At 59.8% G+C, this 15,120-nt stretch carries 13 protein-coding genes; 10 read left to right on the forward strand and 3 right to left on the reverse strand.

Going from position 1 to position 15,120, the window contains the following annotated elements:
• The first annotated feature begins 12 nt into the window (after positions 1-12).
• The 10 genes from AC5EFR_RS05925 to AC5EFR_RS05970 all read left to right on the forward strand — a co-directional run bounded on the left by AC5EFR_RS05925 (position 13) and on the right by AC5EFR_RS05970 (position 8,858).
• On the forward strand, positions 13-1,101 hold the full coding sequence (locus tag AC5EFR_RS05925) for a lytic transglycosylase domain-containing protein (RefSeq protein WP_493574992.1): 1,089 nt from the start codon (positions 13-15) through the stop codon (positions 1,099-1,101).
• Complete coding sequence (locus tag AC5EFR_RS05930) at positions 1,101-1,910, forward strand: type IV secretion system protein (protein ID WP_493574993.1); 810 nt, start codon at positions 1,101-1,103, stop codon at positions 1,908-1,910. The genes AC5EFR_RS05925 and AC5EFR_RS05930 overlap by 1 nt, the downstream gene beginning before the upstream one ends.
• Before the next feature lie 115 nt (positions 1,911-2,025).
• The gene (locus AC5EFR_RS05935) at positions 2,026-2,679 is read left to right on the forward strand and encodes a VirB8 family type IV secretion system protein (protein WP_493574980.1); all 654 of its coding nucleotides are present in this window, start codon (positions 2,026-2,028) and stop codon (positions 2,677-2,679) included.
• Positions 2,680-2,734: 55 nt separating this feature from the next.
• Entirely contained in the window at positions 2,735-3,376 is a 642-nt protein-coding gene (locus AC5EFR_RS05940) for a TrbG/VirB9 family P-type conjugative transfer protein (protein ID WP_493574994.1), read from the forward strand.
• A complete protein-coding gene (locus tag AC5EFR_RS05945) occupies positions 3,373-4,752 on the forward strand; it encodes a TraB/TrbI/VirB10 family type IV secretion system protein (protein ID WP_493574981.1) in 1,380 nt (459 codons plus the stop codon). Before AC5EFR_RS05940 ends, AC5EFR_RS05945 begins: the two co-directional genes overlap by 4 nt.
• Before the next feature lie 4 nt (positions 4,753-4,756).
• Positions 4,757-5,743 (forward strand): ATPase, T2SS/T4P/T4SS family, encoded by a 987-nt coding sequence (locus tag AC5EFR_RS05950; RefSeq protein ID WP_493574982.1) that lies wholly within the window; start codon positions 4,757-4,759, stop codon positions 5,741-5,743.
• Positions 5,740-5,934 (forward strand): DUF4177 domain-containing protein, encoded by a 195-nt coding sequence (locus tag AC5EFR_RS05955; protein WP_268956443.1) that lies wholly within the window; start codon positions 5,740-5,742, stop codon positions 5,932-5,934. Before AC5EFR_RS05950 ends, AC5EFR_RS05955 begins: the two co-directional genes overlap by 4 nt.
• Complete coding sequence (locus tag AC5EFR_RS05960; RefSeq protein WP_276155361.1) at positions 5,931-6,341, forward strand: hypothetical protein; 411 nt, start codon at positions 5,931-5,933, stop codon at positions 6,339-6,341. The genes AC5EFR_RS05955 and AC5EFR_RS05960 overlap by 4 nt, the downstream gene beginning before the upstream one ends.
• 12 nt (positions 6,342-6,353) lie before the next feature.
• Entirely contained in the window at positions 6,354-7,430 is a 1,077-nt protein-coding gene (locus AC5EFR_RS05965; protein ID WP_276155362.1) for a TrbL/VirB6 family protein, read from the forward strand.
• Between the two features lie 186 nt (positions 7,431-7,616).
• Positions 7,617-8,858: a hypothetical protein gene (locus AC5EFR_RS05970; RefSeq protein ID WP_493574983.1), complete on the forward strand. Its 1,242-nt coding sequence runs from the start codon at positions 7,617-7,619 to the stop codon at positions 8,856-8,858.
• 53 nt (positions 8,859-8,911) lie between these two features.
• Here the strand turns inward: AC5EFR_RS05970 and AC5EFR_RS05975 are convergent, their stop codons facing one another.
• Genes AC5EFR_RS05975 through AC5EFR_RS05985 form a run of 3 tightly spaced genes read right to left on the reverse strand, consistent with a single transcriptional unit; the run spans position 8,912 to position 14,937 of the window.
• Entirely contained in the window at positions 8,912-10,177 is a 1,266-nt protein-coding gene (locus AC5EFR_RS05975) for a GIY-YIG nuclease family protein (protein ID WP_276155364.1), read from the reverse strand.
• A 5-nt stretch (positions 10,178-10,182) separates the two neighbouring features.
• Entirely contained in the window at positions 10,183-12,243 is a 2,061-nt protein-coding gene (locus AC5EFR_RS05980) for a DEAD/DEAH box helicase (RefSeq protein WP_416514334.1), read from the reverse strand.
• Positions 12,244-14,937, reverse strand: coding sequence for a DNA methyltransferase (locus AC5EFR_RS05985; RefSeq protein WP_276155366.1), 2,694 nt, complete (start codon positions 14,935-14,937; stop codon positions 12,244-12,246).
• Between the last annotated feature and the right edge of the window lie 183 nt (positions 14,938-15,120).

The following is a 15,120-nucleotide window of genomic DNA, read 5'->3' on the forward strand; positions in this document are numbered from 1 at the left end:
TTTTCCCAAGGTGTGCCGACCAATGACAGCGGGCTGACCGCGCGCGACATCGTCGAGACCGGGGATCGGGAAACCGACCTCGCCCTCCAGGCCGACAAACTTTCCGTGCGTGAACTCATCTCCGAGATCGAGCGCGAACAGCTGGAAGCCCTGCAGCGCATCCTCGATGCCCAGACCAGCTTCGGGGGACAAGGCCTGCCCGCGATGGTCTCAAGGCTGGAAAGCGGCAGCGGCGATGCGGACCGCTCCGTGGAAGCCGTCTACGGTACGGCAAATATCGATCCCAACCCCGGCGGTGCGCAGATGTTCGGAGATGCCGCTGCAAACATCGAGCAGCTGATCATCCGCGTCGCTCAGGAAACCAGCGGCTTTGCGGGTGTGGGCCGCGCAGGCCTCTCACCCGTCCAGTGGCGCGCGCTGATGCAAGCCCTCATCTGGCAAGAAAGCCGCTTCACCATCGGCGCGCGGTCCCCGGTTGGCGCCTTCGGCCTCACCCAGATCATGCCGGGCACTGCCAGCGATCTCGGCATCAACCCGGAATACTACGACAGCCCCTACCTTCAGGTGCATGGCGGCGCGCGCTATCTCGCGACCCAACTCAACACCTTCGATGGCAACATCATCAACGCACTCGCCGCCTATAACGCGGGACCCGGTCGAGTCTTCGAGTACGGCGGCGTGCCACCCTTTGCCGAGACGCAGCACTACGTTCAGGTCATTCCAGAACGCTACAATCTCTACCTCAGCCGCATCGGGGGCATCGAGGCACTTGGCACCATCGACCCCGCGCTTCTCGCCAATGCAAATCTTTCACTCACGGGCCATGGGGCCGCGGTCTACGGCAACAACTCGCCCCAAGCGATCCGTCAGGCCGCCCTGCGCATCCGCGATATCGTCGAGCGGATTTCCGAGACAGACGACGTGCAGGAAAGCATGGCGCTCAACACCTATGCCCGCGCCGAACTCGTGCGCCTCGTTGCCGCGCGCATCCGGCTTCAGGCGGCGCGGACCCGTGTCCTGAGCGCAGAAGAATTGGCGCAGGCCAGCGCCCGCATGGCCGAGGGCGCATTTATGGACTTCACAATCAGGGAGATTGAATGATGGGACATTTGCTCGTGAGGACGGCCTTGGCCACAACACTTGGGATTGGTTTGCATCTGTGCGCCTTATCTCCCGCCTTCGCGCAAGGCGTGCCGGTCGTCGACACCCAGAACATCGCGCAAAACATCCAGCAGCTCCGGCAGATGATCGAAGACGAGATCCTGCAGAACGAGCAGCTGACGCAGCTCCGCGAACAGCTTGCCACACTCACGGATCAACTCGCGGAGCTGCAACGCACCTACGAAGCGCTCACCCGCCTCGCCGAACTGCCCGAGATCATCCGCACCCAGATGGAAGAAGAGTTGAACGGCCTGCTCGACCAGGAGTTCGGAGATATCATCGCCACCATCGAAGCCATCAAAACAGGGGATTTCTCCCGTCTGACCGGCTCTGGCGCGAGCGAGATCGAAACCCAGATGGACCGGGTGCTGGCCGATCTCGGGTTTGACGATGACACGCTCTCGGAAATGGCCACGAGCGGCAATCCCGGCGCCAACCGCATAGCGACCCAAGCCACAACCGGTGCGCTGGTCTCAGCCGCCGCCCAGAACAGCTACGAAGATGCGGGCCAGTCGCTTGAGCGCGTCGACCGGCTGGTCGGGTTGATCGACGACATGGATGAGCTGAAGGAAAGCGTCGATCTCAACACCCGCGTGACGGCTGAACTTGCCATCGCTCTGGTCGCCATGTGGCAGCTCGAGGCGGTGCAGACCGTGGGCGATGGCACGGGCGGCGTGATCGATGCGGCCACCATCGCCGAGGAGCAGCGCTTCATGGACTTCACCCTGCCCGAGTTGCGGGCTGATTAAGGCGTTTCGAAATTGACCCGCAAAAACAAATATCGGTTTTCGTGCTCAAACGAAGCGAGAGGCAGCGAAGAACCGATTCAGCTTATTTCGAAACGCCGAGAGCGGGGTGTGACGCGTGGCGAGTGAACAAGAGATTATCGAAGAGGAACTGGTTTACGGGGCGCTCCGAAGGGAGCGGCTCTGGCAGCGCCTTGGGCTCATCGGCCTCATCTTCGGCATACTCGGGTGCCTGAGCGCGGCGGCGGTTGCGATCCTCGATGTCGATCCACCTCCGGTCGTCGTGCCTTATGATCCCGCCACCGGCTTTGCCCTGCCCGAGGCGTCCGTCGGCGCCACATCCGTCACCGCCAACCAGGCCATCATCGAGGCGGAGGTCTTCCGCTACGTGACCGACCGCGAAATCTACAACCAGCTCGACAATGATCTGCGCATTCGCAGCGTGCTGCGCCGTTCGGACGGGGCCGCTGAAAGCGGCCTGCGCCAGATCTGGAACAGCGCCAATGAGAATTACCCGCCAACAGTCTACGGGCCGAACGCCCGGCTCGACGTCGAAATCCTCAGCATCAACCGGATCGGCACGAACCGCGCCACCGTGCGCCTGCGCAAGCGTCTGACCTCGCTCAATGGCGTCCAGACGGGGCTCTTCACCGCCACGCTTCTCTTCGAGTTCCGCCCCGAGACCCGTCGCTCCATCGACGAAGTCTGGACCAATCCCTTCGGCTTCACCGTGCTCGAGTATTCCATCCGCTCCGACAGATTGGAGAATTAGTTTGATCAAAAAGTTCTTTGTTGTTGGCCTATTTGCCCTGCTGCCCAGCCTCACCATGGCCGAGGCCATCCCGCGTGGCGGGTCCAATGATAGCCGGGTGCGGCTGGCCACCTACCAGGAGGGTCAGGTCTATCGCCTCAATGTTTCTCTCACGCATGTCACAACGGTCGAGTTTGGCGAAGGCGAGAGCATCCGCTCGATCATCGCAGGCGATACCGAGGGCTTCGAAATCGACGGCGTCCCCGGTGGCCAGGCCTTCGCGATCAAGCCGGTGGCGCGCGGCGTCCATACCAACATAACGGTCTACACCAACCGCCGAAGCTACTACTTCAACGTCCAGGAAACTCGCAGCCCAACCTTCTACGTGGTCCAGTTCCGCTACCCGGACGACAACACGCGGCCCACACGTGCCATTGCGGCCCAAGCCCCCAACTACAATTACGGCGCCAGTGCACGGACAGAGTTCACGCCTTCCCGCGTCTGGGATGACGGGACGTTTACGTATTTCGCATTCCCGCGAAACGCGCCGGTGCCCGCGATCTTCCGCTACGCGAATGGCCGTGAGCGGACGGTCAACACCCAAGCCACCGAAGACGGCGTGATCCGGGTCTCGGGCGTGAACCGGCAATGGGTGCTGCGACTTGGCGAAGAGGTGGTCTGCATCGAGGCGGTCCCGCCCGCGGAGGCCGCCTCATGAGCGATACCGGGAACACCGAGCTGGAAAGACGCCTCGCCGCCCTTGAGAAAGGCAGTGCCCGCGCCCCCATAGCGGCGCAGCGCCGGTCGCCCCTTCTCGCGCTGGTCGTGATCCTCGTCATCGGCGCGGGTGGTGCCCTGCTCTATCTTCTCTCACAGCCCGAGGAAGAGGAAACCCTGCCCACGGCCACACCGGATGTGTTTCAAAACGAGGGCGACGGGTTCGGCGCTATCGAAACCCTGCCCCCGCCCGAGCCCGAAGTGGTTCTAGTCGCGCCCGAGCCCGTCGAGCCCAATGCCGAACTTCTGGCGCAGCTCGCAACACTTCAGGCCCAGATCGAAGAGCTGCGCAATGCGCCGGAACCCGTGGTCGAGGAAGACACGGCTGCGGCCGAGGCCATCGACGCGCTGACCGCACAGATCGCCGGCTTGCAAGCCGCATCCGAGGCCGCGCAACAGCAGTTCCGGGATGAACTCACAGCGCGCGACCGCGAACTTGAACAACTCCGCATGGATCTCGAGCTGGCCCAGCTCGAAGCCAACCGTCCTGCCCCTGCGCCCTTGGGGCCGTCTGAGGACGAGCTGCGCGCGCGGGAAGACGAACGAATGCGCCGTGAGGAAGAGGCCCGGCGCATGGCCGAGCTCGAGCGTCGCGCGGCCGAAGAGCGCGCGTTTCAGGAACGCCGCATCGCCTCACCGACCATCGCCTTTGGTGGCACCTCCGGAGCGAATGAGACGGCATTGACCGAGCGCACCTTTGGTGAGGTGACGGATTTCGTGCTGAACGGCGCGCTACCCACCTCAGTCACACAGGCCGAAGTCATTGCCAATCCATCCAACACCATCATCCAGGGCACCATGATCCAGGCCGTCATGGAAACCGCACTCGACAGCTCCCTGCCCGGTCAGACCCGCGCCGTGGTCTCGGAAGACGTTTTCAGCTTCGATGGCACGCGCCTCCTGATCCCGCGTGGCTCCCGTCTCATCGGGCGCTATCGCTCTGGCATCGATATCGCGCAGCGCCGTGTCACCATCGCCTGGGACCGGATCATCCTGCCCGATAACCAGACCATTCAGATCAGTTCCTTTGGGGGAGACGAGCTGGGCCGCTCCGGCGTCACCGGCTTTGTCGATACCCGCTTTGACGAACGCTTCGGCTCGGCCGCGCTGATTTCGCTGATCTCAGCCGCCCCAAGCGCGGCCGCTGCAAATGTGCAGGATGAGACCACCGCAGACGTTCTCGAGGACGTGGGCGACGATCTGGCCGATGCCACCGACTCTGTGATCGGCGACTACCTCTCGATCGGGCCCGTCATCTATGTCGACCAGGGCGCGCGCGTCACGGTGATGGTCGACCGCGATCTGGAGATTTTCTGAACCGATGTCGCTGAGCTATCTCCAGACTTCGCTCGACCGGATCGATGCCGCCGCCCGCGACGATGTCATCGAGATCTGTATCAACCCTGACGGCAACTGCTGGGGCGAGTTCCAGGGCGATCATTTCATGCGAGTGCTGGACCAGAAGCTAACAGCGACGGACGTGAAGGACCTCGGCAACCAGATCGCCTCCTCCGCCAATACCACCCTGAGCAAGGACCGCCCCATCGTCTCGGTCTCGATCACCTACAAGGGCCGCCCAATCCGGGCACAGGTCATCACCCCGCCCGCCGTGCTCTCGGCCATGTCGATCAGCTTGCGGTTCTTCTCCAGCCTGCCGCTCGAGGGCATCGAACTCGACTTTCTCTTCGGTAAGGAACGCAAGCTCGAAGAACAGCGCCTCGAGAAAACGCGCGAGCTGCGCGCCGTGGTGGCCGCCGGATTGATCGATGATGCGCTTGCCTTCTGCGTCGAGAACAAACTCAACATGATCGTCTCGGGTGGCACCTCGACCGGCAAGACCGTCGCTGCGCGAAAGATCCTCTCCCATGTGCCGTCTGAGGAACGCATCGTCACCATCGAAGAAGCCGCCGAGCTTCTACCGACCCAGCCGAATGCCGTGACCCTTATCGCCAACCGGGATACGGAGTTCCAGACCGCCGATGTGCTGCTCACCGCAACGCTGCGCATGCGCCCCGACCGGATCATCCTCGGCGAGGTGCGGGGCAAGGAGGCCATGACCTTTCTCGAGGCGATCAACACCGGCCATGGCGGGTCTATGACCACGCTTCATGCCGAAACCCCGCAATTGGCCGTACAACGCCTCGCGATCGCGGCCCTCAAGACCGAGATCCCGATGACCTATGCCGACATGATCCAATACATCGAGAATTCCATCGACGTGATCATCCAGGCCGGTCGGCATGACGGCAAACGCGGCATCACGGAATTCTACCTCCCCGGCGCAACCGAGATTGGAACTCCCCTATGAAGACGTTTGAATACAATATCCTGTCCTTTCCCATGACCCGAAAAACCAGCCTTGCCGACATGCAGGCCAGCCTGAATGCCAAAGGTGCGGAAGGCTGGGAGGTGGTGTCGATCAGCTCCTCGGAATTCGCCAATGTGGGACACACGGTCTTCCTGAAGCGTGAGACCACACCAGCCGGAGCCACGGCATGAGGCAGGCGCAGCACCTCGCCTTGGCCGCGCTGGCCCTAAGCCTGACGCCTACCTTCGCCGTTGCCGAGCGCAACCTAGTGCCAACCCTCGATCGCAGCTTTGACGTCTGTCCGGACCGGCCCGCTGAACCCTTGTGGATGCAGGAGATCCCCCTGCGCCAAGCCTATCAGCGGGTTCTGGTTCAGGACATCTATCGCGCCCAGAATCTCGAGCGCATCGTCCAGACCGGCAGCTGCGATTGCGAGATCCGGTTCCCGTCCTGGGACGCGGCCGAGGCCGTGTTTCGGGAGAGCTACGCGAGCGACGAACGGTGGGAAATGCTGCAAGCCTCGGACGCCTACAACCGCCGCGCCAACGCCGCCCGAACTGCCGCCAAGGCCATCTGCGACGCCGCAGGTAATTGGTAAGGCAGCCCCGCGATGAGTGTCGTCACCTACTTCGTTGAAACCTCCCAGGCCTATCTCGACACCGCTGCCGAAACCCAGTTTGGTGCGGTTGCGGCAACGGTCGGCACGCTCCTGGTTTTGGGGACAACGCTGGTGGTGATCCTCGTTGGTATCAACATGATCTATCAATATCGGGCCATGGATGGGCACACAGCCTTCTGGCTCGCGGTCAAGATCGGGCTCATCGGGATATTCGCGACCAATTGGATGCAGTTCAACGCCTTCTCGTCTGCCATTCTCTATGGGATCGACAGTATCGCGGGCGCGCTGGTAGCCTCCGTCGGCGGCGGCAGTCCGGGGCCCTCTGGAACTTTCGCCGAAGAATTCGACCGGCTGATCGCGGAGCTGGGCGACTATCTGAACGCTGCCGGGTCCGAGCTGAACTGGATGGCTGGCGCCATGCTCGACATCGTCGGTGTGCTTCTGCTCTCGATCCTCGGCGGACTGGCCGCCTTCATCCTCGTGGCCTCCCGACTGATGATCGCGCTTCTGATCGGGATCGCCCCGGTGATGATTTTCCTGACCCTCTTCGAGGTCACCAAGGATTATTTCGCGCGCTGGCTGTCCGCGCTGATTTCCTTCGCGCTCTACCCCATCGTCGTCGCAGGGGTGTTCGCAACAATCACAGGTGTATCATCCGCCCTCATTGGTGAACTCGGCGACCCGGAAGGGGCCTCAAATATAGGCGCGCTCATCCCCTTCTTCATGATGGTCCTCATGGCCAAGGGCTTCATCATCGCCACGCCGTTCATCGTTCGCGCGATCTCAGGGAACATCATGATGCCAGCGCTGTCTGGGGGCTTGGCAGGAAGCTACAGCTTTGCGCGCGCTGCGATGGGCAATCAGCAGGCTTACAATCGGTATCTTGTTGGTGGTGCCAGTGGAGCCGAATATGCAGCACTCAGAGCACGGCAGTTCTTTGGGGCCCAACAAATGCCGCAACGGCCGGGAATGGCAAATGTGACACCTGCAGGGGGCAGTCCATCCACCGGAACCGGATCGCAAATGATGGCGCAGCTGGCTCGTTTGGGAAGGTTGGGGAGGCGTTGATGAGGTTTTTTTCTGCGACGCCGTTGAACAATGAATGAGCGAGGGTCCCATAAGCATTCGCCAGTAAAAACGGTACCATTGGAGCTGGTCCAAGCAGTCCTGCGCTCAGCAATCAATGGAAGATCTGTCGGGCTTGAAGAGGCAATACGGACCCTGGATTGCGATGCCCATCATGCTGACCTCATCTTGCGCCAGATGGCCGAGGCTGGGTACTTGGAGCCTGCCGACATCTTTGACGGTTTGTTTTATTGGCAGCTAACGCCGAATGGGACTCGCCTCGCACTGGAACCCAAGCGAAAGCGTATCGGGCGCGATAAGGTTCAGACCATCATTGCTGAACTTCTCGCCCGGGCTAAGGTCATCAACGGCGATCCCGATCGCCTGCAGCGCATCACCTTGAAGCTGTTCGGCAGCGCGCTTGAGGAGCGAGACGACTACGGTGACGTCGATGTTTCTATCGCGTATCTACGACGCCAGCTGAGCGATATCGAACGTGAGCGCATCGAAAACGCACTGAAAGCCCGCCAAAGCAATTCAGATCGGCAAACCTTTCAAGGGCGGCTCATGGGCGCGGAACGTCAGGATACGCGGGAAATCATGGCGTTCCTGAAAAAGGGTCTGCCACATCTTTCGCTCATGAATGATGATCCTAAGGACCTCGGGACACCGTACCGTTGGCTCGTCGACCACGACGTGAAAACAGACAGGCCAGTGGATGTTCCTGACGATATCGTTCGACCCAACGCTCCCTCAATTCTCGACCAACACCCGAGCAAACCGCTACCGCCCATTACTATGATTGAAGCCCAACACAGAGCCATTTCTGCGAATACCAAAGTTGCGATTGATGACATGCACATAGGTTTGGAGGACGCAGCCGCGCTCGAAGAGCAAATGTGGTCTCCAAAGGTCACACGCGAAGGCAATTTCGTTGCTAACGACATCAGAAGTGAGAAGCGGGTCAAATTCGCCGGGTTTCAGCACTTATGTCCGATCTGGAAGAAAGACCTAGGCGGCGTAGCGATGTTGAAGGAAGCCCTCGACTGGTGCGATGAACATAAGGTTTGGGTCAGGGACCTATTTCCGAGAGTTTCAATCCAACGGTCCGACCGGACACATATCATACGCCTCGGGTGGGGCCATGACCTGATCTATTTCAATGTCGGCGGTAAATCGACAACTGGGAGCCTGCTTCCTATAAATCGGACACGCGTTTCCAAAATTGACTTGGCCGGCGCTTATGCGGTCGGAAGGGCACTTTCGAAGATGTATGATGAAAGCCGGTGCGCGAAAATGCCATGGTTCAGCGCTGACATTTTGCTTCCGTTAGTCGAGATAGACAGGCTCCCGGATTTCCCGCGGCTGCATAAAGCCGGCGCGTTCAAAGAAGGCGCGTTTCAAGGCCTGCGGGAGGTCACCTTCTTCTGAGCTCGGATCACGCGCCCTACTCCGAACGAACCTGTTTCAATAGAAAAGCACGCCTAAGCGCCCGGCTCCACCTTGACGATCAACTGGCGTTGGCTGTCGTACCTGTACTCATGCAACCTGCGTTCTTGAATGAGCTGAACGGCTTGGCTCACATGCTCAGGAAGCACGTAGAACCATTCTCGAGGATGGACCGCCTTGCCGAACCGGTCGGTGATCACAAGACCCTGCGGCCGCGCGACATCAAAAAAGCGATGCAAAAGGTCTTCGACCTTCATGCGTTCCAGATTGTGCAACTCATAGGTGGCGACAATTTCGACAGGCGCGAGCAGGAAAGTTGGGTCGTTTTTCGCATCGGCAATGCGCCGCCGGACATCCTGACTGGTCACACCGACCTTGTGCAGGATCTTTGATACTTCTGCGATTTCCGGGACTCTGGACAGGCTTCGCGCCACATACACTGTGCCGGTGACCGCCATGCTATCCTGATCCCATTCTGGATCGAGCCGGCCAAACCCAGCCCTTTCGACAATCCGTGCGGTCTTATCTGCTGCGAGCGCTTTGCGAAATGAAGATGATAGAGGATCGTTCTCCATGCCATTGGAAAAGATGATCCGTAAACGGTGATCCGGCTTACCGCTCCTGCGCGAAAGTTCCGTTTTTTCGGCGACATAGACCAGAAGGCCGCGATGGATGAAGAAGTCGCCTTCGTAGACCGTGATCTCGACATTGTCCTGAACCGGGAGAACCTTTCGATCTCCGGACTCGAGCTTCGACTGCATCTCGGCAAAGCCGCCTTCAAAGTGTTCGAAATCCGGACACGGGAACATGTCGGCCCGGTGGTCAGGCAACTGGCGTTCTGAGGCTGGCGTCACATAACGGATGTTGAGAACCGCGTCATGCACGTCGAGGTCATCATCGCCGAAGATGTCGTCAAGGCTTGCTGGAACGTCCTCGTCGGCAACGTCTTCGCGCCAATCGGGCTCAGGCACGGGCGGAGCCTCCGTTTCGACAATGGTTGCGGTCGGTGCCACTGGATGGCCATGCCCAAGAAGCCGGTTCCGGTCTGCCTCCATCATCGCTGCCGTTGGACTGGTCCGGATCGATCGCCAGATCGTACCAAGTTTCATCTCTTCGAGGTCCAGGCTGTTGTCGTCCGGAATCCGGCCGTTCGACTCGTAAAAAGCATTCACCTGCGAGACGATCTCGGCATTGCGGGCGTCTGGCGTTGCCGCCGCGCCGCGGTTCCGCTCCTTGATATCGAGCAGCCCGAACTCATCCGGCTCGTCGAAGATTTCATCGAGGGATCGGTAGCGCGGCATGTGGCTCAGGTTCCCGACTGAGCCGCTCGCTGGCGTTCGGCTTTTTTCGTCTTGATGTATGCGTGAGCCTCCGCAAGGCGCTTCTCCAATGGATCCGCCGAATGCGGATTGGGTTCGCGGCCCTCCTGCGCCCGAAACCGTTTGATGCGCGGCCACAGTGTCAGCGCTTCTTTTTCAGTCATCTGGATGCGCTGAGAAATCATCGCGTCCTGGATCGTCTTCAAGAGTGGAGTGTCGAAGGCGCGCGAGGCGACGTCGAAGCCTTCCTTGAATGGGTTCACGCTGTCGATCAGGTCGATATCCAGTTCACGGACATTCACGAACCGCTTCACCATGTTCATCAGGGACAGGTTCTCCGACGGCTCAGCGTCGTACTCCTCGCCCTCTTCAGCAAACCCGCCTTCTTGCGATGCGCGTTTCGCCATGCCGATCAGGTTCATCCGCGCGGCAAGGTCCTGGCGCACGGATTCTGTTTCGTCGTCTGACAGGTTCTCGTAGGTCGTCTCTATGATGTCCGTCAGCACCATTTGTGTGGCCACCTCGGGTGCCACGTCATCCGCGACAACGCGCCGGTCCATAGCTTGACAAGCCTTGGCCACCAGCTCGTTCATATCGTTCTCAACGATAGCACGGGCGCGAGGAGTCGGCGGTTCCATCAAGCCCCTTATACCGATATGCACCGTGCCGTCCTTCGTCGTCTCCACAGGCGCGCGGATATCGCCGTCTTCACGTCGATAGAACTTGAAGTTGGGCGCGAGCACCTGCTCCATCAGCATCGCACCCGAAATCGCCTTGAGCATGTCGTTGACCGCGTCCGCCACGACCGTGGTTTCCACGCCAGGCTCGGCGACGAGGTTGGTGAACTGGGCGTGGGGCTTGCCGGGTGCATCGCGGGTGGCCCGACCGATGATCTGGACGATCTCCGTCAGGGAATTCCGATAGCCGATGGTCAGCGCATGCTCGCACCATGGCCAGTCAAACCCCTCCTTGGCCATGCCGAGGGCAATGATGATGTCCACTTTGGCCCGATCCGCTTCGTCGTCTCGCTTGCCATCCGAGCCCTTTGCCTCCGCCTGCAACGCGGCCTTGATGCGCGAGCGCCCGTCGCCGTCATCCACGAGGTCAGCGATCTTAAGAACCTTGCCGTCCGAGGCGCGTTTCACCAGATCGAACCCGGTGTCCGGATCGCGGCCGACGTGTTCGCCGATCGCGCCCATGATCAGCCCGACCTCATCGTGCTTCTCGCCAAAGGCTTCCGCCGATCCACGGTGCGGGATGTGGATGATCGTCTTGCGGTCCGTGTCGAGCACATCAGGGATCGCCGAGATATATCGCCCCCGGTAGAACGAGTAGGAAATCCCCAGCGACTTCAGGTGCTCATAGCCTTCAAGCTGCTCATAGTAGCTGTAGGTGATAGACTTGAACCGCGCCTCATCCTCGGGGCGCAGAACCGGTACGCTGTCGCCACGAAAATAGGAGCCGGTCATTGCCATCACGTGGGCTTTCTCGCGGGCCAGCAGCTTGCGAAGGATCTCCCCAAGGCGGTTGTCATCGGCTGCCGCAACGTGGTGGAACTCGTCGATAGCGATCATGCAATCGTCAAAGGCCTCTACGCCGCGCGCTTTTTCGATGGCGTCGAAGGCAAACCGGAATGTGGCATGGGTGCAGACGATGACGCTGGCGTCGCTGTCTATGAAGGCCTCAAACGCCTTCACTTTTTGCGATTTCGCCATGCCGTCCTCGCCCGACAGGCAGAGGTTCCATTGCGGCTTCACCTCCCAATCGGCCCAGAACCCGTAGGAGGTCAGGTCGGTTGAGCGGAATGAACTACCGATGGAGGTTTCGGGCACCGCGACGATCACCTTTTTCACGCCCTGGTTTTCCAGCTTGTCGAGCGCAAGGAACATCAAGGCACGGGACTTGCCCGCCGCCGGGGGCGCCTTCAACAGCAGGAACTGTGCGGCGCGTGCCTCGTAAACGCGGGCCTGCATCGGGCGCTGGCCAAGGCTGTTCGTCTTGGCATCCGCCCCGGAATGGCCATAGGTCATACGCACAAGATCAACCATTTACGCGGCCTCTTCCTTCTTCAGCTTCTCGATCCGCGCGGCATAGAGCTTGAACAGCCGCTCCAGCCGTTCGGTATCGTTGCGGAACGGACGCCCGATGTACATCGTTTCCAGCAATTCGTCATTCTGGCGGTGCACCTCGCGCAGGTCGTCTGGCATGTCGTCGGGGTCGTACAGCTGCGCGATGGTCTTGGGGTGGTGCATGTAGCGTGTCTTGAGGATCGCGCGAGCGGAGGCGTTTAGTGCCTCCAGTTGATCGTCGGCAAAACGGGGTATTGGAAAAACGTGCCAGCACAAGGTGCTACTGTAGCGGAAATCATTCTTCATACGTCCGCTGACGGTACTCACCCAACACCATTGAAGCTTAGATGCCAAGATCGCAAAACACCATTCAGGAGGGTCGAAGATGATCTGGCAATCTGCCGAGGCAACAACATCACTGCCGACCAACTCGACCGGTAGATAAGGCCTGCGAGAGGACGATGTCCGCGGCATTAAGATCGCTGATTTCTTCGGCACGCCTTTGCCAGTGATTTGACCAAACCGATGGGGCACAGCGGCTGCGTCTCGAGTTACTTGTGCATCGCTTTCGGACCTAAACTTGGCTACCGCATCTAATCGTTTCGCCAACGGAGGAAAGCGTAGCACATCTTCCAGTTCATTGGTCTCCGCCCATAGACAATAACGGACCAAGCCTTGCGCTACTTCCCTGGCACCCATGTAACGGCGGATAAATGGCGCGGCTTCAGGATGCTCCGAAATAAGCTGGGCTCTCTCTGCTTCCGAGAAAATCAAGTTCCCTTCGTCACGCGCTATGCTGCCAACATCCATTTTGGGAAGCGGGAAAATCGGCCGACCCTTCTGCGCAACCGTTACGTCGGGTGCATCGAGAAGGTAGCCGTTGATGTTGTTAGCATTCTTCCGAAGTTCGCCGTCAAAGATGACTGACTGTCCAGTTCTTGAAGATGAGATGCCAACTACTACGCATGAAACCGCCGCATTCTTCGCAGCATTGTTGGACCACATGAAAGGTCGATGGGCGAAATTAATTCTGATCCCTTCACGCAGGACCTCGGGCCAAAGAACATTGACCGTCACTCCTTGGGCAATCGAATTGGTCGAAACCAAAGCACCCGCTCCAGCGCGACCGCGAATGTAGTCAGCAGCCTTGATGAACCAACAGATCACCAAATCGAGGCGCTCAAAGCTCTTCAGCCGGTCGGTCAAAAGGAAGCGCATGTCTTCTGATTGAGCTGGCGTCCTCGAGTTGAAACCGACAAATGGCGGATTCCCCGCAATAAAGACTTCCTCATTTTCCCCCGGCGGCGAGCAAACCGCCTCCCAATTCAATCGCAGCGCATTGTCGCAAACGATGTTACCACCATCTCGCAGGGGTAGGGCCGGGGCTGTATTCCCGAACATCTCACCGAACCGCGCATTGGCCTGATACTCCGCGATGAAAAGTGCCAGTTTCGCCGTCTCCGCGGCGAAATCCGTGATCTCGATACCGTAGAAATTCGCCAACCGCACGCCAGAGAACATCTGCGCCGAGGCCCCGCCATCCAGTTGCGCCATACTCTCCAGAACGCGCATCTCCCGCGCTCGAAGCTCCCGATAGGCGACGACAAGGAAATTGCCCGATCCGCAGGCCGGGTCGAACACCCTGATCCCCTCGATCCGTTTCAGCACCCTTGCCAGCGCCTTGCGGCTATCGCCAGCCTTCTCGATCTGCTCATCCAGATCGTCGAGGAATAGCGGCCCCAGCACCTTAAGGATGTTCGGCACCGAGGTGTAATGCATCCCAAGTTCGGACCGTTTGTCCGGATCGGCGACCGACTGGATCATGGACCCGAAGATATCCGGGTTGATCTCTTGCCAATCGAGCTGGCAGGCGTCCTGAAGGTAGCGATAGGCCCCGCGGTCGAACTTTGGCACGTCCAGTGCATCGGCGAAAAGCCCGCCGTTCACGTAGGGAAAGGCATCAACCCAGGCTGGCAGGTCCTGACGCTGGCCATTGGGTAGGTTCATCGCGGCAAAGGCCGAGGCGATACACGCCTGCGCCTCCTCCCCCTTGTCGCCCGCATGGGTGAAGATCAGGCGCGAGAACAGGTTGTTTTCAAAGATGCCCACGTCCTCTGCAAACATGCAGAAGATTAGCCGCGTCATCAGCTGGTTCAGGTCATGCCGTCGTTCCGGTGTCTTCCATTCCGGGTTCTTCTTGAGAAGCGCATCATAGAGCTTGGCCAGTCGCCCAGCCGCCTTGACGTCGACCTCGTTCTCTTCCGCCGCCTTGTAGCGCGACATGCCGGCCGCTGGCAGGAAGAACCCGAAGTGATGATGTAGGTCGGCGAACTTTATGTGCAGGCTGTCACCCGAAGCGACATGTTCGGCGGACAAGTCGACACCGTCGGTGGCCAGCAGGATCGCCGGTTTGTGGGTGGTGGTCTTCTTGTCCGACCGGATCATCGACAGGCCCTGGTCCACCGCGCCGGGGTCGGTCACCATGGCATAGAACTTGCGGTTCATCAGGACCGCGCCGGGCACCTTCGACTTGTTGATCGTCCCACTGCGGAGCTTTGAAACCGTGGCTTGCGGACTTCCCATGGCGGCGGCGAACGCAAACGGGAACTCGCCACCGTCGAACGGGCGAGTGGCGATTTCTTCCAGGGCGTCTGCGATTTCCGTAGGGTTCATGTAAGGTCCGTCGGTAAACTCATACGAATGCTACAGAAAGTTTGGGGCGATGACGATAGCGACCGACGCCTTAAACGGCCCAATTCGGCCGTCTTCAATGAAATACCGTGCGTTGGCACCACGCCGCCATTTTTGCCGATCGTGAAATTACTGGCGATTTTGATTCTCCGAGAAACTCTGCAG

This window comes from Pelagimonas sp. (genome assembly GCF_058892305.1).